This window comes from Vibrio sp. 10N.261.54.A5 (genome assembly GCF_041471145.1).
GTDB lineage: Bacteria > Pseudomonadota > Gammaproteobacteria > Enterobacterales > Vibrionaceae > Vibrio > Vibrio crassostreae_C.
Genome location: NZ_JBFRNU010000006.1, coordinates 101,630 through 127,473 on the forward strand (window position 1 = coordinate 101,630; position 25,844 = coordinate 127,473).

Here is a 25,844-nt window from a genome sequence, read left to right on the forward strand (position 1 = left end):
GCTCGCGCTAAGCTATTATTAGCCGCAATTAAACTCTGCACTACCACTTTGGACTAAGAGAAAAACAAAGTTGGCGATACCTACTTTGTTCTAAACTAATGAATACAAACGACAATACCCCAAGCGAACAACGCGGATTCCACGAATTAGCTCTGAATATTTATACTCGTCAAGAGCACAATATTTCACGCAAGCAGATCAGCGACAACGCACTAAAAGTGCTATATCGCCTGAATGGTGCGGGTTTTGACGCATTTCTAGTCGGTGGTGGTGTGCGCGATATCTTATTAGGCTCTCAGCCAAAAGATTTTGATATTGCGACCAACGCAACGCCAGAGCAGATCAAACACCTCTTCAGAAACTGTCGCCTTATCGGTCGCCGTTTCCGCTTGGCACATATCATGTTTGGTCGTGACATCATTGAAGTGGCAACTTTCCGTGGTCACCACCAAGAACCATCAAAAAACGTTTCTGCACAATCGAAAGAAGGCATGCTGCTGCGCGATAACGTGTACGGCAGTGTTGATGAAGATGCAGAGCGTCGTGATTTCACAATCAACGCGATGTACTACAACATTGCAGACTACAGCATCCACGATTACGCGGGTGGTGTAGAAGATTTAGAAGATAAACTGATCCGCCTGATTGGCGATCCAGAAACGCGTTACCGCGAAGACCCAGTACGTATGCTACGTGCAATGCGCTTCGCCGCTAAACTGGATTTCGACATCGAAGAAGACACGGCTGACCCGATTGAAGAGTTAGCTCACCTTCTAAGAGATATCCCAGCAGCGCGCCTTTACGAAGAGTCTCTGAAATTACTGCAATCAGGTCACGGTTTAGAAACCTACCACTTGATGCGCGAGTACAATCTATTCCAACAGATGTTCCCAGCGGTAGCGGAGCACTTCACTGAAGATTACGACTCACACACAGAGCAGATGCTTGATTTGGTTCTCGATTCAACCGACCTTCGCATCGAAGATGGTAAGCGAGTAAACCCAGCATTCATGTTCGCAGCGATGCTTTGGTACCCAATGAACAAGCTGGCAGACAAACTTGTCGCTGAACAGGGTATGGCACACTACGATGCGATCATGGAAGCGAGTAACATCATTCTAGATCAGCAAGTAAAGTCTATTGCGATTCCTCGTCGTCACACAGCAACCATTCGCGAAGTTTGGCAACTGCAACTTCGACTGCCTCGTCGCAACGGTAAACGCGCTGTTCGTCTAATGGAATTAAACAAATTCCGTGCAGGCTACGATTTCCTAGAAATGCGTGGTGAGATTGAAGGTGGCGAAACCAAAGAGTTAGCAAAATGGTGGGAGCGTTATCAGACTGCAGGTCGTAACATGCGTCAAGCAATGGCTAACGACGTTGCAGCACCATCAAAGTCAGGCCATCGTCGCCGTAAGACTTACCGAAACAAAAAGAGTAAGCAATCAGAATGATAACTGCTTACATTGCGGTCGGCAGCAACCTTGCCGACCCAGTTAGCCAAGCAAATTTGGCTATCGAAACGCTAAAAAGCCTACCGCGATCAACGTTTATTGCGACCTCTCAGCTATATAGTAGCACTCCAATGGGACCGCAAAATCAACCAGACTACATCAACGCGGTAGTCGCTATCCAAACCGAATTAACGCCAATTGAACTGCTTGATTGCACTCAAAAGATCGAACTAGAGCAAGGGCGCGTCCGTAAAGACGAACGTTGGGGACCAAGAACCTTGGATCTCGACATTGTGCTATACGGCAATGAGGTGATCGATTCAGAGCGCTTAATCGTTCCTCATTATGGAATGAAAGAACGAGAGTTTGTACTCTACCCGCTTGCTGAAATCGCACCAAGTTTACAACTCCCTGATGGGACTGAGCTGACAGAACTACTGAAAATAGTAGATAAGAACGGGCTCAATGTTTGGCAACAATAGCCAAGCGCATTAAGGAAAACCAATGAAAAAAGTAACCATTAACGACCTGATCAAATGCAAACGTGAAGGCCGTAAATTCGCGACTTCGACAGCTTATGATGCGAGCTTTGCTCAATTATTCGAAAGCCAAGAAATGCCAGTTCTGCTTGTCGGTGATTCACTGGGTATGGTTTTACAAGGCCATAACGATACATTACCAGTAACTGTTGAAGACATTGCTTACCATACTCGCTCAGTGCGTGCTGGTAGCCCGAACTGTCTTCTTATGGCTGACATGCCTTTCATGAGCTACGCAACGCCAGAACAAGCTTGTGAGAGCGCAGCGACTTTGATGCGTGCTGGTGCGAACATGGTAAAAATCGAAGGCGGAAGCTGGTTGGTTGATACTGTGAAAATGCTAACAGAACGCGCAGTACCAGTATGTGCGCACTTAGGCTTAACGCCTCAATCTGTGAACATCTTTGGTGGTTACAAGATTCAAGGTCGTGACGACGAGCAAGCCGACAAAATGGTTGCTGACGCGTTAGCACTGCAAAACGCAGGCGCTCAAATCGTTCTACTTGAATGTGTGCCAGCTTCATTGGCAAAACGAATTACAGAAGCTTGTGACGTACCGGTTATCGGTATCGGCGCAGGTAATGTTACCGATGGTCAGATCTTGGTTATGCATGACATGTTCGGTATTTCTGCGAACTACATGCCGAAGTTCTCTAAGAACTTCCTAGCAGAAACAGGTGATATGCGTAAGGCAGTAGCTCTATACAAAGAAGAAGTAGAGAGCGCGCGCTTCCCTGATGAAGCTCATACAATCGCTTAGGAGTAAGTATGCAAACTTTTGCTGAAATAGCGGCTCTTCGTGAGCAGATTAAACAGTTTAAGCGTGATGGACGTACGGTTGCTTTTGTACCGACAATGGGAAACCTGCATGAAGGCCACCTGACTCTGGTAAAGAAAGCTCGTGAACTGGCCGACATCGTTGTGGTAAGCATCTTTGTAAACCCAATGCAGTTTGACCGTGCAGACGACCTAAACAACTACCCTCGAACGTTAGAAGCAGATTTAAGCAAACTAACAGGTGAAGGGGTTGAGCTAGTATTTACACCAACGCCAGAGGTGATGTACCCAGATGGATTAGACAAGCAGACGTTTGTTGAGGTCCCTGGCATATCTCACATGCTTGAAGGTGCCTCTCGTCCAGGTCACTTCCGTGGTGTATCAACCATTGTCACTAAACTGTTTAATATCGTTCAGCCAGACTTTGCATGCTTCGGCGAGAAAGACTTTCAGCAACTTGCTGTTATTCGCCAGATGACCACTGATTTAGCATTAGACATTGAAGTTGTCGGCGTTGCGACCGTTCGTGAAATGGATGGTTTGGCAATGAGCTCTCGCAATAGCAACCTAACGATTGACGAGCGCCAACGAGCGCCCGTTTTAGCGCGTACTATGCGCTGGATCAGCAGCGCTATTCGTGGTGGTCGCGATGATTACGCATCAGTGATTGAAGATGCTACTGACCAGCTACGCGCTGCAGATCTTCAACCTGACGAAATCTTCATTTGTGATGCTAAAACTCTGCAAGCGATCACTTCAGAATCAACTCAAGCAGTGATTCTAATGTCGGCTTTCCTAGGTAAGACGCGTCTTATCGATAACCAAGTTCTCGATTTGGTAACGGAAACCAAAGAAGAAGTGAAAGAAGAAACGACTGAATAGTCGGCTTCTGCTCTTAACGCAAAACAAAAAAAGGTCGATGTTATATCGACCTTTTTCTTTACCTGTTACTTAGATGAACCAAAGGTTAGCTACGTAAGCCAATACCCTTTGTCACTAGGTAGTGTGCAATGCCATACAACAGCACGATAAACACACCTAGTACGCCAAACGACGTCACGATCCCCACATCAGACACACCCAAGAAGCCATATCTGAACGCGTTAACCATGTACACGATAGGGTTCAACTTCGATACACCTTGCCAGAATTCAGGCAATAGACTGATCGAGTAGAACACACCACCAAGGTACGTCAGCGGCGTTAAGATAAAGGTTGGGATAATAGAGATATCATCAAACGTGCGTGCGAATACCGCGTTAATCAAGCCACCCAAAGCGAATACTACCGACGTTAAAAATACCGTCGCAATGATCACGCCCCAATGGTCAACTTGTAAGTCGACAAAGAACAACGACACGAAGGTTACTATGGTACCCACTAACAAGCCACGAACCACACCACCCATTACGAAGCCGGCGATAATCACGTAGTTAGGAACAGGCGCTACAAGCAGCTCTTCAATGTTCTTCTGGAACTTGGCACTAAAGAACGATGAAGCAACGTTGGAATATGAGTTGGTGATCACCGACATCATGATCAGACCGGGAACAATGTATTCCATGTAGCTAAAGCCGTTCATTTCACCAATACGCGCACCAATCAGGTTACCGAAGATGATGAAGTAAAGCGTCATGGTAATCGCTGGCGGCACCAGAGTCTGCACCCAGATACGAGTAAAGCGATTGATCTCTTTGGTCAACAAACTGCAGAAAGCGGTCCAATATAGGCTGTACATATTATTTACTCCCCTCACGGACGATACTCACAAATAGCTCTTCTAGACGGTTTGCTTTGTTACGCATAGAGAGGACTTTAACCTGTTGCTCGCTCAATTGAGCAAAGATGGTATTCAAACCTAGGTTCTTGTCGATTTCGATTTCTAGCGAGCCATTGACCATCACTTGGCTATTCACGCCTTCAAGCTTAGGTTCAGTCGTGCCCTCTTCCAGATCCAGAATAAAGGTCTCAGCACTCAATTTGCCCAACAGCGCTTTCATTGTTGTGTTCTCAATCAGCTCACCGCGATTGATGATACCAATGTTGCGACACAGCATTTCTGCTTCTTCTAGGTAGTGCGTGGTCAAGATAATGGTAATGCCCTGCTTCTCATTGATCTCTTTTAGGAATTCCCACATTGAACGACGTAGTTCAATATCAACGCCTGCTGTCGGTTCATCAAGGATCAACAAATGAGGTTCATGCATCAATGCACGCGCGATCATCAAACGACGCTTCATACCACCAGACAAGTTACGCGCGCGTTCGCCACGCTTTTCCCACAGATCGAGTTGAGATAGGTACTTTTTCGCTCGCTCTTTCGCTAATGCTTTTGGCACGCCGTAATAACCCGCTTGTTGCAGCACGATCTGTTCAACGGTTTCAAACGGGTTAAAGTTAAACTCTTGAGGCACAAGGCCTAAGTTCTGCTTCGCCAATTCCAGATCGGTATCAATGTCGTAGCCGAACACTTTAACCTTGCCTGACGTTTTATTTACCAGTGAAGAGATAACACCAATGGTGGTTGATTTACCCGCACCATTGGGACCAAGTAGTGCGTAAAAGTCGCCTTTTTCTACTTGTAAACTAACGCCCTTAAGAGCCTCGAAGCCCCCAGCATAAGTTTTTCTTAATTGCTCAATTTCTAATGCATACATAGAGATAGACTGCCATTTGCTATAGATAAGATGTAGACGACCGAGCTTGAGGAAGAGAGTAATGCTTAAAACGAGCTAGCAGAAAACTAACCCAAACTTGTTAACTCGGCCATTTTGCAAACAAGTTTATCGTTGATTGACGATTAATACAAATATCGTGTGAGAGTTTCTTTCGAAAACAAATAAGCGTCTTGGCTACGTGAAGACTAAATCAACGTTCAATAAATATAAAAATGCCGCTAAGTGATTCACTTAACGGCATTAATGATCAGTCTTGAAGTGAGCGTCTATAGCTTATTCATATCAGGTCATTAATATCAGCTTATTACTGAAAAATTAAACTGACTCAAATTGATGCTCATCTCTGTCGACATAGCTTGTTGCTGCCGTCAGGGCTTCATATCTGAATCGATAAGTGTTGGATTCAGGTACTAGGTCAATCACGTGGAACTTCTCTAGTTGTTGACGAGTATTCTCATTAGGACACAGCAGATACACCTCACACTGCGCATCCAATGCATCTTTAATCGCATTCTCTAGCGCTAGGCCAACAGTGACATCAATCATAGGTACATCTGTTAGGTCTAGAATCATCGCTTCATAGTCAGAGATACTTGAGTGCTGACGTGAAATCGCCTTTGAAACGCTGAATATCATCGGCCCTGATAGGTAGAAGAATAGCACCTTACCATTGGCACTATCGAGTAACTGACGTTCGCTATCAGTCAATGGGATATCGTCTTCATCATCACCATCACTGATCGCCTTAACTTGTCTGGCTTGCTCTCGGCTTAATCTTTCAATAATCAGAATATTCGAGATAAACACACCCAGTCCAACGGCAATAATCAAGTCAACAAACACAGTCAATAGCATCACGCCGTACATCACGCCCATGCCGGCATAGCTAACCTTGTGCGCGCGCTGGATAAAGCTCCAATCTAGGATATTGAAACCAACATACATCGCGATACCAGCCAGCACTGCCATAGGAATCGGTTCTGTTAAACCACCTGCAACCAATACCACGAGCGCAAGTACTAAAGCTCGAATAACACCTGAAAGCGGAGAACGCGCTCCCACCTGAATATTGGTTACAGTCCCCATAGTAGCACCCGCGCCAGGTAGTGCACCAAACAGGCCAGAGATCATATTGGCAATGCCTTGGCCACGAAGCTCTTTGTCTGAGTCATGCTCTTTACGAGTCAATGAATCTCCGATAACCGCGGTCAAAAGCGTATCAATACAACCTAATGTACCAAGCACCAAGGCATCGATAACCATAGTAGTAAACTGTTCAGCGCTGATCGTAGGGATAACGAGGGAAGGTAAACCAGCTGGGATTTCACCAATACGGCGAATAGAGTCGGTATCAAAAATAATGACGGACAAGAGCGTTACAGCCACTAACGCGACCAGTTGAGCAGGCACATACTTACGATACTTAGCGGGGAAGCCAAAAAGAATACCGAGTGTCAGAGCACCTAGAAATAGCTCACTCACTTTTAAGTTTGCTAGCGTATCAGGTAAAGCAGAGAGCGTGCCCATTACACCACCGGATGGAGCGGCATGCCCTAACAATGGAGACAGCTGCAAGATAATCAGAATAACGCCAATGCCCGACATGAATCCGGAGATCACGCTATATGGCATCAAAGTGACGTATTTTCCTAGCTTTAACGTACCAAGTAATATCTGGAATGCACCGGCCATCATCACGACAGTAAAGGTCATTGCCATACCCGTTTCAGGATATTTAGCAACCATACTCGTCATTACGGCAGTCATGATCACCGTCATCGGGCCGGTAGGTTCAGAAATCAAACTACTCGAACCGCCAAACAATGCTGCAAATAGGCCAACCATAATGGCGCCCCACAAGCCAGCTTCAGCTCCCGCGCCAGAAGCAACACCAAATGCCAATGCTAAAGGTAACGAGATGATGGCTGTAGTTACACCGCCAAACATATCCCCTTTGAGATTGATATCCGTAAAACGACTTCCAAACAAAACACACCTTCCTGATGATGAAATGACAAACCTTATCACTTTAGCAAATGTATCAAGTGTTCAGAAAGTGTTAATTCAATCACATTATTCATGTCTTATAACCGGATTATTGATAGTGGGCTAAGTTTATGATTTTCCGTACTAGAACACGTCAGATGAGTACATTTTGACGCAGTTTTTACGAGATTGAATTTGTAACATTGTGTATAGTTAAGCATCTTAATTGAGGGATGTAAGAAGCAAGATGCCAGAAATAAAACAGCTTTTTGAGAACAATTCCAAATGGTCTGAAGAAATTCGCTCTGAAAGACCTGAGTATTTTACAACGCTTGAAGAGGGTCAAAGCCCTGGTTTTCTATGGATAGGTTGTTCAGATAGCCGAGTTCCAGCCGAGCGCCTGACTGGCTTATATTCTGGAGAACTGTTTGTTCACCGAAACGTGGCCAACCAAGTGGTTCATACAGACCTAAACTGTCTATCTGTTGTTCAGTACGCAGTAGATGTGCTTAAAGTGAAACACATTATTGTCTGTGGTCACTACGGTTGTGGCGGTGTTAACGCGGCGATTGATAACCCTAAACTTGGTCTTATCAACAACTGGTTACTGCACATCCGTGACAATTACCTAAAATACCGCAAGCAAATCGAGGGGCTTCCTCGTGAGCAATGGGGTGACAAGTTATGCGAAATTAACGTCGCAGAACAGGTTTATAACCTAGGTAACTCAACCATTATGCAAAATGCGTGGGAGCGTGGCCAAGACGTTGAAATCCATGGTGTGGTTTATGGTATTGGCGATGGCAAGCTACAGGACCTTGGCGTACGTTGCTCAAGTAACGATACTTTAGAGAACAGTCACTTAGATGCATTAAACAAGATCTTAACGACGCCTCTTCTTAGTCAACAAAGCTAACCCATTCCGTCATATATACAAAAAGCCCGCATCAAGCGGGCTTTTTAATGACTTCTAAACCACAAGCGTAATGATTACTCTTGAGGTACTACCTTACCGATGTACGGTAGGTGACGATATTTTTGTGCGTAGTCGATACCAACACCAACAACAAACTCGTCTGGGATCTCGAAACCAATCCACTTAGTATCTACCGTCACTTCACGGCGAGAAGGCTTGTCTAATAGCGTACAAATTTCGATAGACTTAGGACCACGTAGGCTCAGAATCTCTTTTACTTTAGTCAGCGTGTTACCTGTATCGATAATATCCTCTACAAGTAGAACGTCTTTACCTTGGATATCATCATCAAGATCTTTCAAAATACGAACATCACGTGAGCTTTCCATGCCGTTGCCGTAGCTAGACGCGGTCATGAAATCAACTTGGTGAGTTAAATCGATAGCACGAGCAAGATCCGCCATAAAGACAAAAGATCCACGCAATAAGCCAACTAAAACTAGATCTTCACTACCGTTGTAGTGTTCCGTGATCTGTTTGCCTAGTTCGTTCACTCGATCCTGAACTTCTTGCTCAGAGATCATGACTTCAACTGTATGCTTCATACTGCTCTCATTCTATTTGGTGATTGCGACGAATGTTGACAGTTTCGTCAGTTGTGTCGCTCAATTTTGTGCGTAAGTCTAGCACTGCTCAAATACCCACACCACCTTATGGTTCGAATTTACTGTCAGATTCTCCACGAAATGTGCGCTGGTGCCTTATCCAATACTCGTCTCCTTTCACATCAATGCTGATCACGCTTTATGTATCAAGTTTGATGTAACTGTCTATAAAACAAGCTGAAAGGATTGACCATTCGCATATGCACCATTACACTCATCTTGGCTTAAATAATAATAAAATCATTAATATAAAAATTTCGTTGGCAAGGAAAATAAAATGGACTCAATATCTAAGAGACCTAGAACTAGGCTTTCACCTTTAAAAAGAAAACTTCAATTGATGGAAATCGCTCTTGAGGTATTCTCTCGCCGCGGCATCGGTCGTGGTGGACACGCTGATATTGCAGACATCGCTCAGGTGTCTGTCGCAACGGTATTTAACTACTTCCCAACCCGTGAAGATCTGGTTGATGAAGTACTAAATCACGTTGTACGCCAATTCTCTAACTTCCTTTCAGACAATATCGATCTGGATATTCACGCAAAACAAAACCTACATAATATTGCGACTGAAATGGTGACGTTAGTGGCTCAAGATAGCCATTGGTTAAACGTGTGGTTCGAATGGAGCGCTTCGACTCGTGATGAAGTATGGCCGCTATTCGTAACAACTAACCGCACTAACCAAATGTTAGTACAAAACATGTTTAGCAAAGCGATTGAACGCGGCGAAGTCTGTGACGATCACGACCCTAAACATCTAGCGAATCTATTCCACGGCATTTGCTACTCGCTATTCATCCAAGCGAAACGTGTAGAAACGCCAGAAGAGCTTTCAAGCTTAACGGATAGCTATTTGAACATGCTGTGCATTTATAAATAGATTGGGGCTTCGAACAAAACTAAAGGGTTGGCTTTTACGCTAGCCCTTTTCTATTTCCTCTCATCTAATCAGATTCCCTACTCCTTCCTTCGTCAGTCTAGGGAATGACGGGAATATAGAGTTAAAGTTCTCACCTTCACACTAAAAAATCACCACAGCATAAACTTCAACACCTCACTTCGTCATCCTCAAGAACGAGGGACGAACGAGTTGGGGATCTCTTACAGGCATGACGACTATCTGTTCTTCAGATATAAAAAAACCGCTGACGAATCAGCGGCTTTTATAATCTAGATATACTCAAAATAATTGGAGTTGCAGCTAGGCGACCTTTTCTTTGTTAAGTGACTGAAGTTCAGCCCTATGAGCATAGGAGTTCTATGTGATTAGGGTGAACTTACGCAGTTAACAACGCTGCGGCTTCAAGTATGAAGAGTATTTACTTCTTCTTTTTCACTGCTTTCTTGTTTGGAAGGTCAGTGATTGAACCTTCGAATACTTCCGCAGCTAGACCAACAGACTCGTGTAGAGTTGGGTGAGCGTGGATAGTAAGTGCGATATCTTCTGCATCACAACCCATTTCGATTGCTAGGCCGATTTCGCCAAGAAGTTCACCACCGTTAGTACCAACAACAGCACCACCGATTACGCGATGAGTATCTTTATCGAAGATCATCTTAGTCACGCCGTCTGCACAGTCAGAAGCGATTGCACGACCAGAAGCAGCCCAAGGGAAAGTAGCAACTTCGTAGTTGATGCCTTCAGCTTTCGCTTCTTTCTCAGTCTTACCTACCCAAGCAACTTCTGGCTCAGTGTACGCAATTGATGGGATTACTTTAGGGTCGAAGTAGTGCTTCTTACCAGAGATAACTTCAGCAGCTACGTGACCTTCATGCACACCTTTGTGAGCAAGCATTGGTTGACCAACAACATCACCGATCGCGTGGATGTGAGGAACGTTAGTACGCATTTGCTTATCAACATTGATGAAACCACGCTCATCAACTTCGATACCCGCTTTTTCAGCGTCGATAAGTGCACCGTTTGGAACACGACCGATAGCAACAAGAACAGCATCGTAGCGTTCAGCTTCAGCTGGTGCTTTTTTGCCTTCCATTGAAACGTAGATACCGTCTTCTTTTGCTTCAACAGCAGTCACTTTAGTTTCAAGCATTAGCTTGAACTTGTTCTTAATGCGCTTAGTGAAAACTTTAACGATGTCTTTATCCGCAGCAGGGATAACTTGATCGAACATCTCTACAACTTCAACTTTAGAACCTAGAGAGTGGTAAACCGTACCCATCTCAAGACCGATGATACCGCCGCCCATGATAAGCAGTTTTTCAGGTACTTCGTTTAGTTCTAGTGCATCCGTAGAATCCCAAATACGTGGGTCTTCATGTGGGATGAAAGGAAGTTTGATTGGGCGAGAACCCGCAGCAATGATTGCGTTGTCGAAGTTAACAGTTGTTGCTTCGCCTTCGCCTTCAACAAGAATGCTGTTAGGACCAGTGAACTTACCGAAACCGTTAACAACAGTAACGTTACGCATCTTAGCCATACCGCCAAGACCGCCAGTTAGTTGATCAACTACTTTTTCTTTCCAGATACGGATCTTGTTGATGTCCGTTTGTGGCTCGCCGAATACAACGCCGTGCTCTGCCATCGCTTTAGCTTCTTCGATTACTTTAGAAACGTGAAGAAGTGCTTTTGATGGAATACAACCAACGTTTAGACATACACCACCAAGAGTGCTGTAACGTTCAACTAGTACTGTTTCTAGACCTAAATCCGCACAACGGAATGCCGCTGAGTAACCAGCAGGACCTGAACCAAGTACAACAACTTGGGCTTTAATTTCTTTGCTCATTGTGACCTCTTGTAGTCATTATCCCTAACAGGCTGAGTAGATGTTCTTAAAATTATTGGGCTTTCAAACAGGAAACATTTTACAGAGATGTTAACAGTGTGAAAGTAGCTTTAAGTTAGCCTGTGAGCTAGACAACAATTCCCTTCCGCTTTATGAGAAATGCGGGAAACTGTTCTCTAAAAATAGTCTTTATATAAAGAATTAAGGTGACCCGAAAGCCACCTTAATAATTACTTTCTCAATTACAGTACTAAACGACGAATGTCAGATAGTGCGCTGTTTAGGAAAGTAATGAAGCGTGCACCTTCAGCACCATCGATCACACGGTGGTCGTATGATAGAGACAGTGGAAGCTGTAGACGTGGTTGGAACTCTTTACCATTCCAAACTGGCTTAATTTCAGACTTAGATACACCTAGGATACCTACTTCTGGTGCATTTACGATTGGAGTAAATGCAGTACCGCCAATACCACCAAGGCTAGAGATTGTGAAACAACCGCCTTGCATGTCTGCCGCTGTTAGCTTACCAGAACGTGCTTTCTTAGAAACAGCCATTAGCTCTTCAGATAGCTCGTAAATGCCTTTCTTGTTCACGTCTTTGAATACAGGAACAACTAGACCGTTTGGTGTATCAACAGCGATACCCACGTTTACGTACTTCTTAAGGATGATGCTTTCGCCATCTTCAGAAAGAGAAGAGTTAAACGCTGGGAATGCTTCTAGCGCTTTAGCAACAGCTTTCATGATGAACACAAGTGGAGTGATCTTCATGCCAGTGTCTTTCTTCGCTTCGATTGCGTTCTGTTCTTTACGGAATGCTTCTAGCTCAGTGATGTCTGCGTTATCCCACTGTGTAACGTGAGGGATCATTACCCAGTTACGGTGTAGGTTTGCGCCAGAGATCTTCTTGATCTTAGAAAGTTTCTGAACTTCAGTTTCGCCGAACTTGCTGAAGTCAACTTTTGGCCATGGTAGTAGACCAAGAGCAGAACCGTCGCCGCCTTTGCCAGATGCCGCAGCACCAGACTCTAGACGCTTAAGTGCATCTTTAACGTAAGACTGAACGTCTTCTTTAAGGATACGGCTCTTACGACCAGTACCTTTAACCTTAGAAAGGTTAACGCCAAATTCACGAGCTAGACGACGAACTACTGGAGAAGCGTGCGCGTAGTCACCGTTCTCTTGGAAGTCGCCAGCTGCTGCTGGAGCCGCTGCTGGAGCCGCTGGAGCTGCTGCTTGTGCAGGTGCTGCAACAGGAGCAGGCGCTGCGCCTTCAACCGGAGTGCCGGCCACGACGAAAGTCATGATTAGAGAGCCAGTTGACACTTTGTCGCCAGCTGCAATCTTGATCTCTTTTACTGTACCAGCGAATGGTGCAGGAACTTCCATTGAAGCTTTGTCGCCTTCAACAGTAATTAGAGATTGCTCTTCTTCTACTGTATCGCCAACCGCTACCATGATTTCAGTAACTTCTACTTCGTCACCACCGATATCAGGAACGTTTACTTCTTTTTCAGCTGCGGCCGGCGCTCCGGATGCTGCTGGAGCCGCTGCAACTGGTGCTGCCGCCGCAGGAGCCGGAGCTGCTGCAGGTGCTGAACCAGCCACTTCGAATACCATTACTAGAGAACCAGTAGAAACTGAATCACCAGAAGCGATCTTGATTTCTTTAACGATACCAGCGAATGGTGCAGGAACTTCCATAGAAGCCTTGTCGCCTTCAACAGTAAGAAGAGATTGCTCTTCTTCTACTGCATCACCGATTGCAACCATGATTTCAGTTACTTCAACTTCATCACCGCCGATGTCTGGTACGTGAACTTCTTTAAGCTCGGCCGCCGCTGCAGGAGCTACAGCAACTGGTGCCGCCGCTTCAACTGCTGGCGCAGCCGGTGCTGCAGCAGCACCTTCCGCAGGAGAGCCTGCCTCTTCAAAGATCATGATAAGAGAACCAGTAGAAACAGAATCGCCTTCCGCTACTTTGATTTCTTTAACGATACCCGCTTGAGACGCAGGAACTTCCATTGAAGCTTTGTCGCCTTCAACAGTGATCAGTGACTGCTCTTCTTCAACCTTGTCGCCAACGTTTACAAGAATCTCAGTTACTTCAACCTCGTCAGCACCGATGTCTGGTACATTAATTTCGATTGTCATTGTATTTACCTACCTTAATGCCAGTCTTATGCGTATTGCGGGTTAGTTTTTTCAGTGTCGATATCGAATTTAGCAATTGCTTCAACAACTACAGATTTCTCGATGTCACCACGTTTAGCCAGTTCAGTTAGAGCTGCAACTACGATGTAGCCAGCGTTAACTTCGAAGTGACGACGTAGGTTTGCACGGCTGTCAGAGCGGCCGAAACCATCTGTACCAAGTACTTTGTAAGACTCAGTTGGCATGTACGCACGTACTTGCTCAGCGTAGTTCTTCATGTAGTCAGTCACTGCGATTGCAGGTTCTTTACCAAGAACAGTCGTGATGTACGGTACTTTCTCTTCAGCTTCTGGGTGAAGCATGTTGTCACGCTCTACCGCTTGGCCGTCACGAGTTAGTTCGTTGAACGACGTTACAGAGAATACGTCAGATGCTACGCCGTACTCTTCGCTTAGAATTTCAGCCGCTTTACGCGCTTCGTTCATGATAGTACCAGAGCTCATTAGTTGAACTTTGCCCTTAGCACCAGCGTGAGATTCAAGCTTGTAGATACCTTTACGGATGCCTTCTTCAGCGCCTTCTGGCATTGCTGGCATTGCGTAGTTCTCGTTCATTACTGTTAGGTAGTAGTAAACGTTCTCTTGCTCAGGACCGTACATGCGACGGATACCGTCTTGCATGATTACCGCTAGCTCGTAAGCGAACGTTGGGTCGTAAGAGATACAGTTAGGGATAGTGTTCGCTTGGATGTGCGAGTGACCATCTTCGTGCTGTAGACCTTCACCGTTCAGTGTTGTACGACCTGCAGTAGCACCTAGTAGGAAGCCACGAGCTTGTTGGTCGCCTGCTAGCCATGCCATGTCACCAATACGTTGGAAACCGAACATTGAGTAGTAGATGTAGAACGGGATCATCGGTAGATCGTTTGTGCTGTATGAAGTTGCAGCAGCAACCCATGAAGCCATAGAACCTAGTTCGTTGATACCTTCTTGAAGAACTTGACCAGACGTTGCTTCTTTGTAGTAAGAAACGATGCCTTTATCTTCAGGTGTGTATTCTTGACCGTGTGGGTTGTAGATACCAACCTGACGGAATAGACCTTCCATACCGAATGTACGAGCTTCATCACAGATGATAGGAACGATGTTCTTACCAATGTTCTTATCTTTAAGAAGGATGTTTAGCGTACGTACATAAGCCATAGTTGTAGAGATATCACGCTTCTGTTCACCTAGTAGAGGTGCGAATGCGTCTAGCTCAGGAACCTTGAACTCTTGAGTAAACTTAGGAAGACGTGCAGGTGTGTAACCGTGTAGAGCGTTACGACGAGCGTGCATGTATTCGTACTCAGGCGTACCTTCTTCCAATTTCAGGTAAGGAAGTTCAGCGATCTTCTCATCTGAAAGGATGTCTTCTAGGCCTAGGCGATCACGTAGGTGTTGAACATGAGTCATGTCCATTTTCTTAACACCGTGTGCAATGTTCTTACCTTCAGCTGCATCACCCATGCCGTAACCTTTAACAGTCTTAGCTAGGATTACAGTTGGCTTACCGTTTGTCTCTTTAGCATTGTTGAATGCAGCAAACAGTTTAGAAGAATCGTGACCACCACGCTTAAGAGCGAAGATTTCGTCATCAGTCATGTCTGCAACTAGTGCAGCTGTTTCTGGGTACTTACCAAAGAAGTGCTCACGTACGTATGCGCCATCTTTAGATTTGAATGTTTGGTAGTCACCATCGATAGTTTCGTTCATTAGTTGAAGAAGCTTACCAGTAGTGTCTTTAGCTAGTAGAGAATCCCAGTTACTACCCCAGATAACTTTAACAACGTTCCAACCTGCACCTTTGAATAGGCCTTCAAGTTCTTGGATGATGCTACCGTTACCCATTACAGGGCCGTCTAGACGCTGTAGGTTACAGTTGATTAGGAAACATAGGTTGTCTAGCTTCTCACGCGCAGCGAAAGAGATAGCACCACGTGATTCTGGCTCATCCATCTCACCGTCACCTAGGAACGCGTATACGCGTTGCGCTGAAGTTTCTTTCAGGCCACGGCCGTCAAGGTACTTAAGGAAGCGCGCTTGGTAGATAGCAGAGATAGGGCCAAGACCCATAGATACTGTCGGGAACTGCCAGAACTCAGGCATCAGTTTCGGGTGCGGGTAAGAAGGGATACCTTTACCATCAACTTCTTGACGGAAGTTATCTAGCTGTTCTTCAGTTAGACGACCTTCAACGAATGCACGAGAGTAGATACCTGGAGAGATGTGACCTTGGTAGTAAACTAGATCGCCACCGTCCGTCTCATTTGGAGCACGGAAGAAGTGGTTGAAACATACTTCGTAGAACGCTGCAGCTGACTGGTAAGAAGCCATGTGACCACCAAGGTCTAGGTCTTTCTTAGAAGCACGCAATACAATCATGATTGCGTTCCAGCGAATAATCGAACGAATACGACGCTCAAGAGTTACGTCACCAGGGTAAGCTGGCTCTTGTGCTGCTGGAATTGTGTTGATGTAGTTTGTGTTGATGCCTGTAGCCATATCAACACCATCTAAACGCGCTTTATCTAGAACTTGTTCTAGTAAAAACTGTGCACGTTCTACACCTTCTTCACGTACTACTGACTCAAGAGCTTCTAACCAATCTTGAGTTTCCAGAGCATCAACGTCATGCTTCATGTCAGACATGGCGATCTATCCTTTTTGTTAGTTGGATTCTACTAAACACGTAAATAGCCGAAGTATTACGGCTATTTACCCTGTTGAATTCGACGTAAAGAACGTTCGCGGCGCGACTCTTCTTTGGTCAAATCCATCAATGTTTCTTCGATGTAAGCTAAATGAGAGTGTGACATTTCACGTGCCTGTTCTGGCTGTCCTGAAACGATCGCATCCACAATGTTAGCTCGATGTATACTCACTTTCTCCACAACGTCTTTACGACGATGCAACAGCTTTAAATTCTCTAAGACGTTTTGTTCGAGTAACGGAGCCAAGCTACGAACAATGTGCAATAACACCACATTGTGCGCTGCCTCTGTTAAAGCAATAAGAAAAGCCATCACCGCTGCAGATTCGGCTTCAATATCACCCTTTTCTTGCGCGCCGTGAATTTTTTCTTGGCAGGCTTGAATTCGAGCAAAGTCTTCATCAGTGCCACGCAATGCCGCGAAGTAAGCCGAAATCCCTTCCATCGCATGACGCGATTCCAACAAGTCTAGTTGGGTTTCAGAATGGGACGACAACAAATTAAGCAAAGGATCTGAAAAGCTTTTCCAGATATTTTCGCTAACAAACGTACCTCCACCTTGACGGCGAGTAAGCAAGCGTTTTGCTTCTAAACGTTGTATCGCTTCTCGGATCGAAGGACGAGACACATCGAACTGTTTCGCCAGTTCGCGCTCAGGCGGCAGCTGCTGCCCTGGAGCCAGTGTTCCTTCCACTATCAACCTTTCTAACTCTTGTTCGATAACATCGGAGAGTTTTGGCTGACGAATCCTTTGATAAGCCATAGTTTGTTGTTCTTCTTTTTCTTCGCTGACAATTGGTAATACCAATTTTAAGTTGGGCAGAAATTAACATAATTAAAACGCCACTGTCCAGCCTAAAATTGACCTGCATCATAGAATACAGCGTGAATTAACCATGATTTAACAAATGAAATTTAAAACAGCAACCAAATTGGTCTTACCATTTACAGGGGTAATACTTTTGGGGAGTGTTCGTGCTAGAAAGTTTCAGGATAAAAATGAATTGTTTCAGAAAGATTAGTATCACTCGTTTAAAAATCGAACCAAGCGCACATTTAGGGTGGAAATTCTGTTCATAATTTTTAATAAATGAGTGTTTGATAAGCTCGTCACACTCTCGATTTATTGATGCTCCCCGTCCGACCACTTCCTTTACAAAAGCACAACAAAAATTCACAAACAATTATGCTCATCGTTGATTATCTAGAGCCCTTCAATGAGCAGAGTCTTGTTGTGAATTCGGATTTAGAAACTCAGTTGGCCTTGATATTTCTTCCAATCAAAAACCAAACCGGGGTCAGTCTTTCGTAGCGGAGCGATGTATTGATGGCCAGTGATACGCTGACGCGTAATCTGCGGGAAGTTCGACACCAATGTCTCCGTTAATTGAGCCAAAGATTGGTATTGCTGCTCGGTATAAGCAACAAAGTCACTGCCTTCCAGTTCAATGCCAATAGAGTAATCATTGCACCTTTCACGCCCTGCAAAACTCGACTGGCCAGCATGCCAAGCTCGGTCTAAGAAAGAAACGAACTGCACCACTTCCCCATCGCGACGAATCAAACAGTGCGCCGACACGCCCATTTGGTGAATCACCTTAAAAAACGGGTGTTCCTTCGGGTCGAGTTTGCCCGTAAAAAACAGTTCTATGTAAGGTCCACCAAATTGACCCGGAGGCAAGCTAATGTTGTGAACCACCAGCAGAGAGATATCGTCGGCACTCGGTCGAGCATCAAAATACGGAGAAGGAACATGCCGAGCGTAGTCGTACCATCCGTTGGAGCTGATCGTCATCTTGGTCTCACTTTCTTTTCTGCTAGCACAATAAGATGTGACCTTGCCCATAGAGCAGTCGCGCTAGCCTCTTTAATTTGAAGTTAAGCAAGAGTATCATTCCATTCCCACTCCCTTTCAAGATTAGATTTGCGATGAAAAACACACATAACAGCCACCAACGCCTTGACTACTTAAAAGAGCAACTGCCTCTAGAGATCACTCGTGCAGTAGCCGAGACTATCAAAGAAGATCTAGGTGGAACGTTAGATCCAGCGGCTGATATTACGGCAAGTCTAATCCCTGCAGACGCAATCAACAGTGCAACCATCATTACCCGTGAGCACGGCGTGTTCTGTGGTAAAGCTTGGGCTGATGAAGTGTTTAAGCAACTGGGCGGTGAAGTGACTATCGAGTGGAATGTAGAAGATGGCGACAAGGTTGAACCAAACCAAACACTTTGTACCTTAACAGGTCCAGCACGCGCGCTATTAACGGGTGAGCGCAACGCAATGAACTTCATTCAAACGCTATCTGGTTGTGCGACTACTACGGCTATCTATGCAGACAAAATCAAACACACAGAGTGCCGCTTGTTAGATACTCGTAAAACGATTCCTGGCCTGCGCAGCGCACTAAAATACGCAGTCGCTTGTGGCGGCGGTTTCAACCACCGTATTGGGGTTTTCGATGCTTACCTAATCAAAGAAAACCACATCATCGCTTGTGGTGGCATTGAGAAGGCTATCTCTACAGCAAAAGAGCTAAACCCGGGTAAGCCTGTAGAAGTGGAAACTGAGAGCCTAGAAGAGCTAGAGCAAGCGATCAGCGCTGGCGCAGACATCATCATGCTAGATAACTTCACCACAGACATGATGCGCGAAGCTGTGAAAATCAACGCAGGACGTGCAGCACTAGAAAACTCTGGCAACGTGACTCTAGATACCATTGCTGAGTTCGCTGAAACGGGTGTTGATTACATCTCGGTAGGCGCATTAACTAAGCACCTAAAAGCAATGGACCTATCAATGAGATTCAAAGCGTAATTGACTGAATAATAAATAATTTCTGTAAAGGTACTGTTAATAACGGTGCCTTTTTTATTGCCTGAATTATCAGTATTCCAAACCGTTATTTAAGTTGATCGCATAAATTTGCGTACTATATGAAACACTACACCAATAAATACCAAACCACTCGCGACCACACCTGAATACCATTCCACTCCCCCATCTCAACTTCTATTCTTTCCATCAACCAGTGCCTGCACTGAAACAAACTAAAGAATGGAATTAGACAATGAATAACAAAAGTAAAAGAACAAATCAGAAAGGCTTTACGCTGATTGAATTGATGATTGTGGTAGCGATTATTGGCGTGTTGTCAGCAATTGCAGTTCCAGCTTATAAAGATTACGTATCAAAAAGTGAGCTAGCTTCTGGGTTTGCGACATTAAAATCGATTATTACCCCTGCTGAACTTTATATACAAGAAAACGGTACGCTTACAGCTGATCCTACTGTTCTTGGCGTAAGTGCAGGTGCTAATAGTTTAGGTGTCTTATCGACAACAACAGGAAATGTAGTGAAGTTTACACATGATAATGGAGCTGTCTCTGGAGCTATTTTTACATATAGCAGAGATAGCGCTCACGGTTGGACATGTAAGTTAGAAAACCATGGCAGTAATGAGAAACCAAAGGGCTGTAGCTAGAGAATGCTAACCAACCTCCCAACCGTTCTCCGTCAGGCTGGCTTACTTAGCCTGACTCAAGAACAAACAGTTGCGGAACATGTGCAAGCTTCGGGTATTTCGACACCTGAAGCTCTGCTCGTTCTAGATTTGTTCAGCGCCGATTCCTTAGCAAACAACATCAAAGCCATTTTCGGTTTGCCGTTAGTACAACTTGCCAACGCTGACTATGAAGTCTTATGTGACCAATTAGGGCTTCGTGAACTGATCACCAAGTATCGTGCGATACCGATTTCAGTCTCTAATTCTACTCTAACACTCGCCTCAGCCGACCCGACCGATTTACAAGCGGAAGATGATTTCCGATTCGCGACGGGATTGCAGATCGAGTTAGTTGTCGCTAATTACTCTGAATTAGAAGGCGCAATACGCAAGCTGTATGGTCGATCTATTTCCGGGCAAGATTCGAAACGCAAAGAGATCACTCAAGATGAACTCGCCAATCTTGTTGAAGTCTCTGACGACGAGATAGCGTCGATTGAAGACCTCAGCCAGGACGACTCCCCCGTTAGCCGGTTTATCAATCAGATACTGGTTGATGCGGTGCGTAAAGGCGCATCAGATATCCACTTCGAACCTTATGAAGAGCACTACCGAGTACGACTGCGTTGTGATGGCATCCTTGTTGAAATACAGCAACCCGCTTCCCATTTAAGTCGCCGTTTATCTGCTCGTCTGAAAATACTCGCCAAGCTTGATATTGCCGAACGTCGCTTGCCTCAAGATGGTCGTATTAAACTGCGTCTAAATGACGACTTGGCGATTGATATGCGTGTATCAACGCTGCCAACTCTCTGGGGGGAAAAGATCGTTCTTCGACTGCTTGATAGCAGCGCGGCCAATCTAGATATCGATAAGTTAGGTTATAGCGAAGATCAAAAAGCACTCTACCTCGATGCCCTGAAACGCCCACAAGGTATGATCTTAATGACAGGACCTACCGGCAGCGGAAAAACCGTCTCCCTTTATACTGGCCTTCGAGTGCTTAACACTACGGAACGCAACATCTCAACAGCTGAAGACCCAGTGGAAATTAACCTGTGTGGTATCAACCAGGTACAAGTAACACCTAAGATCGGCTTTGGGTTTGCTGAAGCACTGCGATCATTCTTACGACAAGATCCCGATGTTGTAATGGTGGGAGAGATCCGCGACTTGGAAACCGCAGAGATCGCGATCAAAGCCTCGCAAACTGGTCATTTAGTGCTTTCGACACTGCACACTAACTCCGCCGCAGAAACCGTCACTCGACTCGCTCATATGGGGATAGAACCCTTTAACCTCGCTTCATCATTGAGTTTGATTATCGCCCAGCGACTGGCAAGACGGTTGTGCAACCATTGTAAAGAAAGTGACGACTCGCCAGACATATTCCTGCGTCACTCCATTCCTAACAGCCAAACCATCTACAAAGCCAATCCTCACGGCTGCAATGAGTGTAACCAAGGTTATTCGGGTCGAGTGGGTATCTATGAAGTGATGCCGTTTAGCGATCAACTGAAAAGCAGCCTAATCGACAAACCTAACGCGTTAGCCATTGAAAACTTGGCTCGTCGAGAAGGCATGAGAACTCTGCAAGAGTCAGGGTTAGATAAATTGCTTGAAGGCACCACCAGCTATCAAGAGCTGCAACGTGTTCTGTACATATAAACCCATGGAGCACCAATGAGTAGCAAATCCAAACAATCACAACTAAAAAGCTATCACTGGAAAGGCATTAACAGCTCAGGCAAGAAAGTGTCTGGGCAAACCTTAGCGCTCACTGAATTGGAAGTACGAGAAAAGCTCAAAGAGCAGCATATTCAGATTAAGAAAATCAAAAAGAAAAGTATTTCAGCCGTGACTCGTTTAACTCATAGAGTCAAAGCCAAAGACATCACTATTTTAACTCGCCAACTGGCTACCATGTTGGCGACTGGTGTGCCGATCGTGCAAGCCATCAAGTTGGTGTCAGACAATCACCGCAAAGCTGAAATGAAATCGATTCTATCGCATATCTGCAAAGGTGTAGAAGCCGGAACGCCAATCTCAAAAGCGATGCGAACCGCAAGTCGTCACTTTGATGACCTATACACTGATTTGGTCGCGACAGGCGAGCTCTCCGGTAACCTTGCACAAGTATTTGAACGCTTGGCGACCTATCGTGAAAAGAGTGAGCAACTAAAATCCAAGGTTATAAAGGCTCTCATCTACCCAGCAATGGTTGTAGCGGTCGCCCTTACCGTTTCCTACTTAATGCTGACCATGGTGATTCCAGAGTTTGAGTCGATGTTTTCCGGCTTTGGCGCCGACCTGCCTTGGTTCACTCAACAAGTACTCTACCTTTCCCATTGGATGCAGGCTTACAGCTTTTATACTGCCGTAGGCATAGGGCTTGTTGTCCTGATTATTTACCAACTGTGTCAGCGTTCCCACTCGATCAAACTGTCTGTTAGTCGGCTAGGATTACGCTTTCCTGTTCTTGGTGGCGTATTAGCCAAAGCCTCTATTGCCAAATTCAGCCGAACCTTATCAACCAGCTTTAGTTCTGGCATTCCGATTTTAATGAGCCTTAAAACCACAGCCAAAACCGCAGGCAACCTGCATTATGAATCGGCCATCATTGAGGTTCACCGAGAAACGGCTGCTGGCATGCCAATGTATATCGCAATGCGCAATACCAACGCCTTTCCTGAAATGGTGTTACAGATGGTGATGATCGGTGAAGAGTCAGGAAACCTTGATGATATGCTCAATAAAGTAGCCTCCATTTACGAGTTTGAAGTCGACAACACCGTCGACAATTTAGGCAAGATTCTAGAGCCACTGATCATCGTATTTTTAGGGACAGTTGTTGGCGGGCTTGTGGTTGCGATGTACTTACCGATCTTTAATCTTATGAGTGTGTTAGGATAGTTAAAAGCAACTAAACACCCATGAGCAACAATCTCTGCTCACCTTGATTAAGTGGTAAAGGACACTATGGAAGTATTTCACTACTATCCTTGGCTATTCCCCGTATTAGCTTTCATTTTTAGCCTTCTTATCGGCAGCTTCCTCAACGTAGTCATACACCGTTTGCCAATTATGATGGAACGTGAATGGCAACAAGAGTGCTCGGAATATTTCTCTCAATATAAAATTCCAGCGCCAGAGGGAAAGTTCAACCTCAGCATTCCTCGCTCTACCTGCCCGAAGTGCAAAACCCAATTAAGAATCGTCGACAATATCCCAGTCTTAAGCTGGTTGTTCTTAAAGGGTAAGTGCCATAGCTGTGCTAATCCAATCAGTGCTCGCTACCCTTTGGTCGAACTGCTTACCGCAATACTTTGCACAATGGTTGCTAGCCACTTTGGTTTCAGTTACTACGCCATTGCTTTGATTTTTTTCACCTTCGCACTGATTACCGCGACCTTTATCGATCTCGATACCATGCTGTTACCCGATCAAATCACCTTGCCTTTAGTATGGTCCGGTATCGCTTTAGCATTGTTTAATATCAGCCCAGTATCGCTGCAAGATTCTGTGGTTGGCGCAATGGCTGGCTACCTGGCTCTGTGGTCTGTTTATTGGTTGTTCAAACTACTGACAGGCAAAGAAGGCATGGGTTACGGTGACTTCAAACTCCTGGCTGCGCTTGGCGCATGGCTTGGTTGGCAGCACCTACCGATGATCATCCTTTTATCTTCGCTTGTTGGCCTTGTGTTTGGTTTGATTCAACTTCGCTTGAAACAGCAAGGCATAGATAAAGCCTTTCCATTTGGGCCCTACCTTGCGATTGCGGGTTGGGTAAGCTTGATGTGGGGTAACGACATCATGGGTTGGTATTTCACTTCTGTACTAGGAATTTAACCATGGCAATCATTATCGGATTAAGCGGTGGTATCGCCAGTGGCAAAACTACGGTCGCTAACCTGTTCAATGAGCATTTTAATATAGATATTGTTGATGCTGATATCGTGGCACGTGAAGTGGTTGCGCTGGGCAGTGTCGGCTTAAAACAGATTACAGAACACTTTGGTGAGTCTATCTTGCTTGACGATGGAACACTCAACCGAAGTAGGCTGCGTGAGCTGATCTTCTCAGATCCTAAAGAAAAGCAGTGGCTCAATGATCTTCTTCATCCCATGATCCGTGACAAAATTGACAGTGACCTGTCTAAAATCACATCCCCGTATGGTTTATTAGTTGCACCGCTATTGGTGGAAAACCAAATGCAAGGCATGGCCGATCGCGTATTAATTGTTGATGTGCCAGCAGAAGTTCAAATAGAACGTACGATGAGTCGTGACAATGTTTCTAGGGAACAAGTTGCATCAATTTTAAAATCACAGGCTTCAAGAGAACAACGCTTAGCAGTTGCAGATGACGTGATTAAAAACCATACTAAAAACCAAGAACTTTTGCCTCAAATCACAGATTTACATCAAAAGTATCTGGCAATCAGTGCTGTAGATGGGTCAGAATAGAACAATGTTGAATGAAGGTTTGCTCGATGATCACCCATAAATTTGAACATCCTCTAAATGAGAAAACACGCATCTACTTAAGAGTCGAATCACTCTTGAGGCAGCTACACTTGTCTTCTACATTTTCCGATGCTCAACAGTATCAACTCTTTTTCCGTTCCATCTTTGATCTGATTGAAATCTTCGAACAGATCCAACTCAAGAGCGAACTGGCAAAAGATATTGAGAAGCAACGTGTAACCTACAAAAGCTGGTTGGATGTTGAAGGTGTCGATCAAGAGATGCTGACATCACTACTTAATGACATTGGTAACATCTATCGTGATCTGATGCAGGCAGAACGTTTTGGCCAATCACTTAAAGAAGACCGCTTCCTGAGTGCGATTCGCCAGCGCTTTAATCTTCCAGGTGGCTCATGCTGCTTTGATTTACCGGCACTGCATTATTGGCTGCACCTTCCTCTTGATAAGAGAATGCGAGATGCTAAAGCTTGGATGGACAGCTTACAGCCTCTGTATGAAGCGCTAACACTGTGGTTGAAGCTCACCAGAGAAACGGGTCACTTCAAAGAGCAAATCGCTCGTGCTGGCTTCTTCCAGAGCGATGCCGATGAAGCGAATATCCTTCGTCTTTCTATTCCGATGCAATACGGTGCCTACCCGATGATCTCCGGTCACAAGAACCGCTTTGCTGTTAAGTTCATGAGCTTTGAAACTGGGCAAGCCTGTACTCAAGACATCGAATTTGAATTGGCAATCTGCACCTAATTAATTTCCTTTTATAGTTTGGCTTGAGTCCTCACTCGAGCCTAAACTCACTATTATTACACCTTCAAATTAAGAATCACTATGTCGAAGAAAATCACCATCGTTAAATGCCCTCAATGTAATGCTGACGTTGAATGGGGCGAACAAAGCCCGCACCGCCCGTTTTGCAGCAAGCAATGTCAGATGATTGATTTCGGTGAATGGGCAGACGAAGAGAACAGCATCACTGGCGCACCAGATATGTCAGATAGCGATGGTTGGTCGGAAGATCCGCACTAAGCGAGTAGCGAGTAGCGAGTAGCGAGTAGCGAGTAGCGAGTAGCGAGTAGCGAGTAGCGAGTAGCGAGTAAATTTTGAAGGGTTGGCGTTTAACGTCAATCCTTTTTTATTGCCTATAACACGGCGCTAGTAGAGATTCCCTACTCCTT

At 45.1% G+C, this 25,844-nt stretch carries 23 protein-coding genes; 14 read left to right on the forward strand and 9 right to left on the reverse strand.

Going from position 1 to position 25,844, the window contains the following annotated elements; all coding sequences use genetic code 11:
• The first annotated feature begins 98 nt into the window (after positions 1 to 98).
• From pcnB to panC, 4 genes are read left to right on the forward strand one after another with little or no spacing between them, the layout of a single operon-like run.
• Positions 99 to 1,454: a polynucleotide adenylyltransferase PcnB gene (pcnB, locus tag AB4329_RS01555; RefSeq protein WP_017059432.1), complete on the forward strand. Its 1,356-nt coding sequence runs from the start codon at positions 99 to 101 to the stop codon at positions 1,452 to 1,454.
• The gene (folK, locus tag AB4329_RS01560; RefSeq protein WP_004735459.1) at positions 1,451 to 1,936 is read left to right on the forward strand and encodes a 2-amino-4-hydroxy-6-hydroxymethyldihydropteridine diphosphokinase; all 486 of its coding nucleotides are present in this window, start codon (positions 1,451 to 1,453) and stop codon (positions 1,934 to 1,936) included. Before pcnB ends, folK begins: the two co-directional genes overlap by 4 nt.
• Positions 1,937 to 1,958: 22 nt before the next feature.
• Positions 1,959 to 2,753 (forward strand): 3-methyl-2-oxobutanoate hydroxymethyltransferase, encoded by a 795-nt coding sequence (panB, locus tag AB4329_RS01565; protein WP_017059433.1) that lies wholly within the window; start codon positions 1,959 to 1,961, stop codon positions 2,751 to 2,753.
• Between the two features lie 8 nt (positions 2,754 to 2,761).
• On the forward strand, positions 2,762 to 3,652 hold the full coding sequence (gene panC / locus AB4329_RS01570) for a pantoate--beta-alanine ligase (RefSeq protein WP_017059434.1): 891 nt from the start codon (positions 2,762 to 2,764) through the stop codon (positions 3,650 to 3,652).
• 85 nt (positions 3,653 to 3,737) lie between these two features.
• On the opposite strand, the gene AB4329_RS01575 is transcribed toward panC, so the two are convergent.
• From AB4329_RS01575 to AB4329_RS01585, 3 genes are all read right to left on the reverse strand, one after another.
• Complete coding sequence (locus AB4329_RS01575) at positions 3,738 to 4,508, reverse strand: ABC transporter permease (RefSeq protein WP_010435987.1); 771 nt, start codon at positions 4,506 to 4,508, stop codon at positions 3,738 to 3,740.
• A 1-nt stretch (position 4,509) separates the two neighbouring features.
• Positions 4,510 to 5,427 carry an ABC transporter ATP-binding protein gene (locus AB4329_RS01580; protein ID WP_017059435.1) on the reverse strand — a complete coding sequence of 306 codons (918 nt, stop codon included), beginning with the start codon at positions 5,425 to 5,427 and terminating at the stop codon, positions 4,510 to 4,512.
• 336 nt (positions 5,428 to 5,763) lie between these two features.
• Positions 5,764 to 7,395, reverse strand: a complete 1,632-nt coding sequence (locus AB4329_RS01585) for a SulP family inorganic anion transporter (RefSeq protein WP_017063247.1) — start codon at positions 7,393 to 7,395, stop codon at positions 5,764 to 5,766.
• A gap of 286 nt (positions 7,396 to 7,681) precedes the next feature.
• Here AB4329_RS01585 and can point away from each other — a divergent pair, with 286 nt between their 5' ends.
• Entirely contained in the window at positions 7,682 to 8,350 is a 669-nt protein-coding gene (can, locus tag AB4329_RS01590; protein ID WP_017063246.1) for a carbonate dehydratase, read from the forward strand.
• 74 nt (positions 8,351 to 8,424) lie between these two features.
• Here the strand turns inward: can and hpt are convergent, their stop codons facing one another.
• The gene (gene hpt / locus AB4329_RS01595) at positions 8,425 to 8,955 is read right to left on the reverse strand and encodes a hypoxanthine phosphoribosyltransferase (RefSeq protein ID WP_017059438.1); all 531 of its coding nucleotides are present in this window, start codon (positions 8,953 to 8,955) and stop codon (positions 8,425 to 8,427) included.
• A gap of 337 nt (positions 8,956 to 9,292) precedes the next feature.
• Here hpt and AB4329_RS01600 point away from each other — a divergent pair, with 337 nt between their 5' ends.
• Positions 9,293 to 9,898 carry a LuxR/HapR/OpaR family quorum-sensing transcriptional regulator gene (locus tag AB4329_RS01600; protein ID WP_019824386.1) on the forward strand — a complete coding sequence of 202 codons (606 nt, stop codon included), beginning with the start codon at positions 9,293 to 9,295 and terminating at the stop codon, positions 9,896 to 9,898.
• 439 nt (positions 9,899 to 10,337) lie between these two features.
• Here AB4329_RS01600 and lpdA read toward each other — a convergent pair whose 3' ends face one another.
• The 5 genes from lpdA to ampD all read right to left on the reverse strand — a co-directional run bounded on the left by lpdA (position 10,338) and on the right by ampD (position 18,521).
• On the reverse strand, positions 10,338 to 11,768 hold the full coding sequence (lpdA, locus tag AB4329_RS01605) for a dihydrolipoyl dehydrogenase (protein ID WP_017059440.1): 1,431 nt from the start codon (positions 11,766 to 11,768) through the stop codon (positions 10,338 to 10,340).
• 242 nt (positions 11,769 to 12,010) lie between these two features.
• A complete protein-coding gene (aceF, locus tag AB4329_RS01610; protein WP_372137594.1) occupies positions 12,011 to 13,924 on the reverse strand; it encodes a pyruvate dehydrogenase complex dihydrolipoyllysine-residue acetyltransferase in 1,914 nt (637 codons plus the stop codon).
• A gap of 26 nt (positions 13,925 to 13,950) precedes the next feature.
• Positions 13,951 to 16,614, reverse strand: a complete 2,664-nt coding sequence (gene aceE, locus AB4329_RS01615) for a pyruvate dehydrogenase (acetyl-transferring), homodimeric type (RefSeq protein WP_017059442.1) — start codon at positions 16,612 to 16,614, stop codon at positions 13,951 to 13,953.
• A 62-nt stretch (positions 16,615 to 16,676) separates the two neighbouring features.
• Positions 16,677 to 17,438, reverse strand: coding sequence for a pyruvate dehydrogenase complex transcriptional repressor PdhR (gene pdhR / locus AB4329_RS01620; protein ID WP_136973772.1), 762 nt, complete (start codon positions 17,436 to 17,438; stop codon positions 16,677 to 16,679).
• Positions 17,439 to 17,921: 483 nt separating this feature from the next.
• Positions 17,922 to 18,521, reverse strand: a complete 600-nt coding sequence (gene ampD, locus AB4329_RS01625) for a 1,6-anhydro-N-acetylmuramyl-L-alanine amidase AmpD (protein ID WP_372103534.1) — start codon at positions 18,519 to 18,521, stop codon at positions 17,922 to 17,924.
• Between the two features lie 83 nt (positions 18,522 to 18,604).
• Here ampD and nadC point away from each other — a divergent pair, with 83 nt between their 5' ends.
• The 8 genes from nadC to yacG all read left to right on the forward strand — a co-directional run bounded on the left by nadC (position 18,605) and on the right by yacG (position 25,695).
• The gene (nadC, locus tag AB4329_RS01630) at positions 18,605 to 19,495 is read left to right on the forward strand and encodes a carboxylating nicotinate-nucleotide diphosphorylase (RefSeq protein ID WP_017065901.1); all 891 of its coding nucleotides are present in this window, start codon (positions 18,605 to 18,607) and stop codon (positions 19,493 to 19,495) included.
• A 253-nt stretch (positions 19,496 to 19,748) separates the two neighbouring features.
• On the forward strand, positions 19,749 to 20,162 hold the full coding sequence (locus tag AB4329_RS01635) for a prepilin-type N-terminal cleavage/methylation domain-containing protein (protein ID WP_016799549.1): 414 nt from the start codon (positions 19,749 to 19,751) through the stop codon (positions 20,160 to 20,162).
• Between the two features lie 3 nt (positions 20,163 to 20,165).
• Positions 20,166 to 21,851 (forward strand): type IV-A pilus assembly ATPase PilB, encoded by a 1,686-nt coding sequence (gene pilB, locus AB4329_RS01640; protein ID WP_372137595.1) that lies wholly within the window; start codon positions 20,166 to 20,168, stop codon positions 21,849 to 21,851.
• 15 nt (positions 21,852 to 21,866) lie between these two features.
• Positions 21,867 to 23,096: a type II secretion system F family protein gene (locus AB4329_RS01645; RefSeq protein WP_017065898.1), complete on the forward strand. Its 1,230-nt coding sequence runs from the start codon at positions 21,867 to 21,869 to the stop codon at positions 23,094 to 23,096.
• A 66-nt stretch (positions 23,097 to 23,162) separates the two neighbouring features.
• Positions 23,163 to 24,032, forward strand: a complete 870-nt coding sequence (locus AB4329_RS01650; RefSeq protein WP_017058945.1) for an A24 family peptidase — start codon at positions 23,163 to 23,165, stop codon at positions 24,030 to 24,032.
• A gap of 2 nt (positions 24,033 to 24,034) precedes the next feature.
• The gene (coaE, locus tag AB4329_RS01655; protein ID WP_017058946.1) at positions 24,035 to 24,649 is read left to right on the forward strand and encodes a dephospho-CoA kinase; all 615 of its coding nucleotides are present in this window, start codon (positions 24,035 to 24,037) and stop codon (positions 24,647 to 24,649) included.
• 26 nt (positions 24,650 to 24,675) lie between these two features.
• Complete coding sequence (zapD, locus tag AB4329_RS01660; RefSeq protein WP_017063237.1) at positions 24,676 to 25,416, forward strand: cell division protein ZapD; 741 nt, start codon at positions 24,676 to 24,678, stop codon at positions 25,414 to 25,416.
• A gap of 81 nt (positions 25,417 to 25,497) precedes the next feature.
• Positions 25,498 to 25,695, forward strand: coding sequence for a DNA gyrase inhibitor YacG (gene yacG, locus AB4329_RS01665; protein WP_372137596.1), 198 nt, complete (start codon positions 25,498 to 25,500; stop codon positions 25,693 to 25,695).
• Positions 25,696 to 25,844: the final 149 nt, after the last annotated feature.

Excerpts from the sequence above, each read along its gene's own strand:
- pcnB (WP_017059432.1), top strand. The coding sequence starts at position 99 with ATGAATACAAACGACAATACCCCAAGCGAACAACGCGGATTCCACGAA.
- folK (WP_004735459.1), top strand. The coding sequence starts at position 1,451 with ATGATAACTGCTTACATTGCGGTCGGCAGCAACCTTGCCGACCCAGTT.
- panB (WP_017059433.1), top strand. The coding sequence starts at position 1,959 with ATGAAAAAAGTAACCATTAACGACCTGATCAAATGCAAACGTGAAGGC.
- panC (WP_017059434.1), top strand. The coding sequence starts at position 2,762 with ATGCAAACTTTTGCTGAAATAGCGGCTCTTCGTGAGCAGATTAAACAG.
- AB4329_RS01575 (WP_010435987.1), bottom strand. The coding sequence starts at position 4,508 with ATGTACAGCCTATATTGGACCGCTTTCTGCAGTTTGTTGACCAAAGAG.
- AB4329_RS01580 (WP_017059435.1), bottom strand. The coding sequence starts at position 5,427 with ATGTATGCATTAGAAATTGAGCAATTAAGAAAAACTTATGCTGGGGGC.
- AB4329_RS01585 (WP_017063247.1), bottom strand. The coding sequence starts at position 7,395 with ATGTTTGGCGGTGTAACTACAGCCATCATCTCGTTACCTTTAGCATTG.
- can (WP_017063246.1), top strand. The coding sequence starts at position 7,682 with ATGCCAGAAATAAAACAGCTTTTTGAGAACAATTCCAAATGGTCTGAA.
- hpt (WP_017059438.1), bottom strand. The coding sequence starts at position 8,955 with ATGAAGCATACAGTTGAAGTCATGATCTCTGAGCAAGAAGTTCAGGAT.
- AB4329_RS01600 (WP_019824386.1), top strand. The coding sequence starts at position 9,293 with ATGGACTCAATATCTAAGAGACCTAGAACTAGGCTTTCACCTTTAAAA.
- lpdA (WP_017059440.1), bottom strand. The coding sequence starts at position 11,768 with ATGAGCAAAGAAATTAAAGCCCAAGTTGTTGTACTTGGTTCAGGTCCT.
- aceF (WP_372137594.1), bottom strand. The coding sequence starts at position 13,924 with ATGACAATCGAAATTAATGTACCAGACATCGGTGCTGACGAGGTTGAA.
- aceE (WP_017059442.1), bottom strand. The coding sequence starts at position 16,614 with ATGTCTGACATGAAGCATGACGTTGATGCTCTGGAAACTCAAGATTGG.
- pdhR (WP_136973772.1), bottom strand. The coding sequence starts at position 17,438 with ATGGCTTATCAAAGGATTCGTCAGCCAAAACTCTCCGATGTTATCGAA.
- ampD (WP_372103534.1), bottom strand. The coding sequence starts at position 18,521 with ATGGGCAAGGTCACATCTTATTGTGCTAGCAGAAAAGAAAGTGAGACC.
- nadC (WP_017065901.1), top strand. The coding sequence starts at position 18,605 with ATGAAAAACACACATAACAGCCACCAACGCCTTGACTACTTAAAAGAG.
- AB4329_RS01635 (WP_016799549.1), top strand. The coding sequence starts at position 19,749 with ATGAATAACAAAAGTAAAAGAACAAATCAGAAAGGCTTTACGCTGATT.
- pilB (WP_372137595.1), top strand. The coding sequence starts at position 20,166 with ATGCTAACCAACCTCCCAACCGTTCTCCGTCAGGCTGGCTTACTTAGC.
- AB4329_RS01645 (WP_017065898.1), top strand. The coding sequence starts at position 21,867 with ATGAGTAGCAAATCCAAACAATCACAACTAAAAAGCTATCACTGGAAA.
- AB4329_RS01650 (WP_017058945.1), top strand. The coding sequence starts at position 23,163 with ATGGAAGTATTTCACTACTATCCTTGGCTATTCCCCGTATTAGCTTTC.
- coaE (WP_017058946.1), top strand. The coding sequence starts at position 24,035 with ATGGCAATCATTATCGGATTAAGCGGTGGTATCGCCAGTGGCAAAACT.
- zapD (WP_017063237.1), top strand. The coding sequence starts at position 24,676 with ATGATCACCCATAAATTTGAACATCCTCTAAATGAGAAAACACGCATC.
- yacG (WP_372137596.1), top strand. The coding sequence starts at position 25,498 with ATGTCGAAGAAAATCACCATCGTTAAATGCCCTCAATGTAATGCTGAC.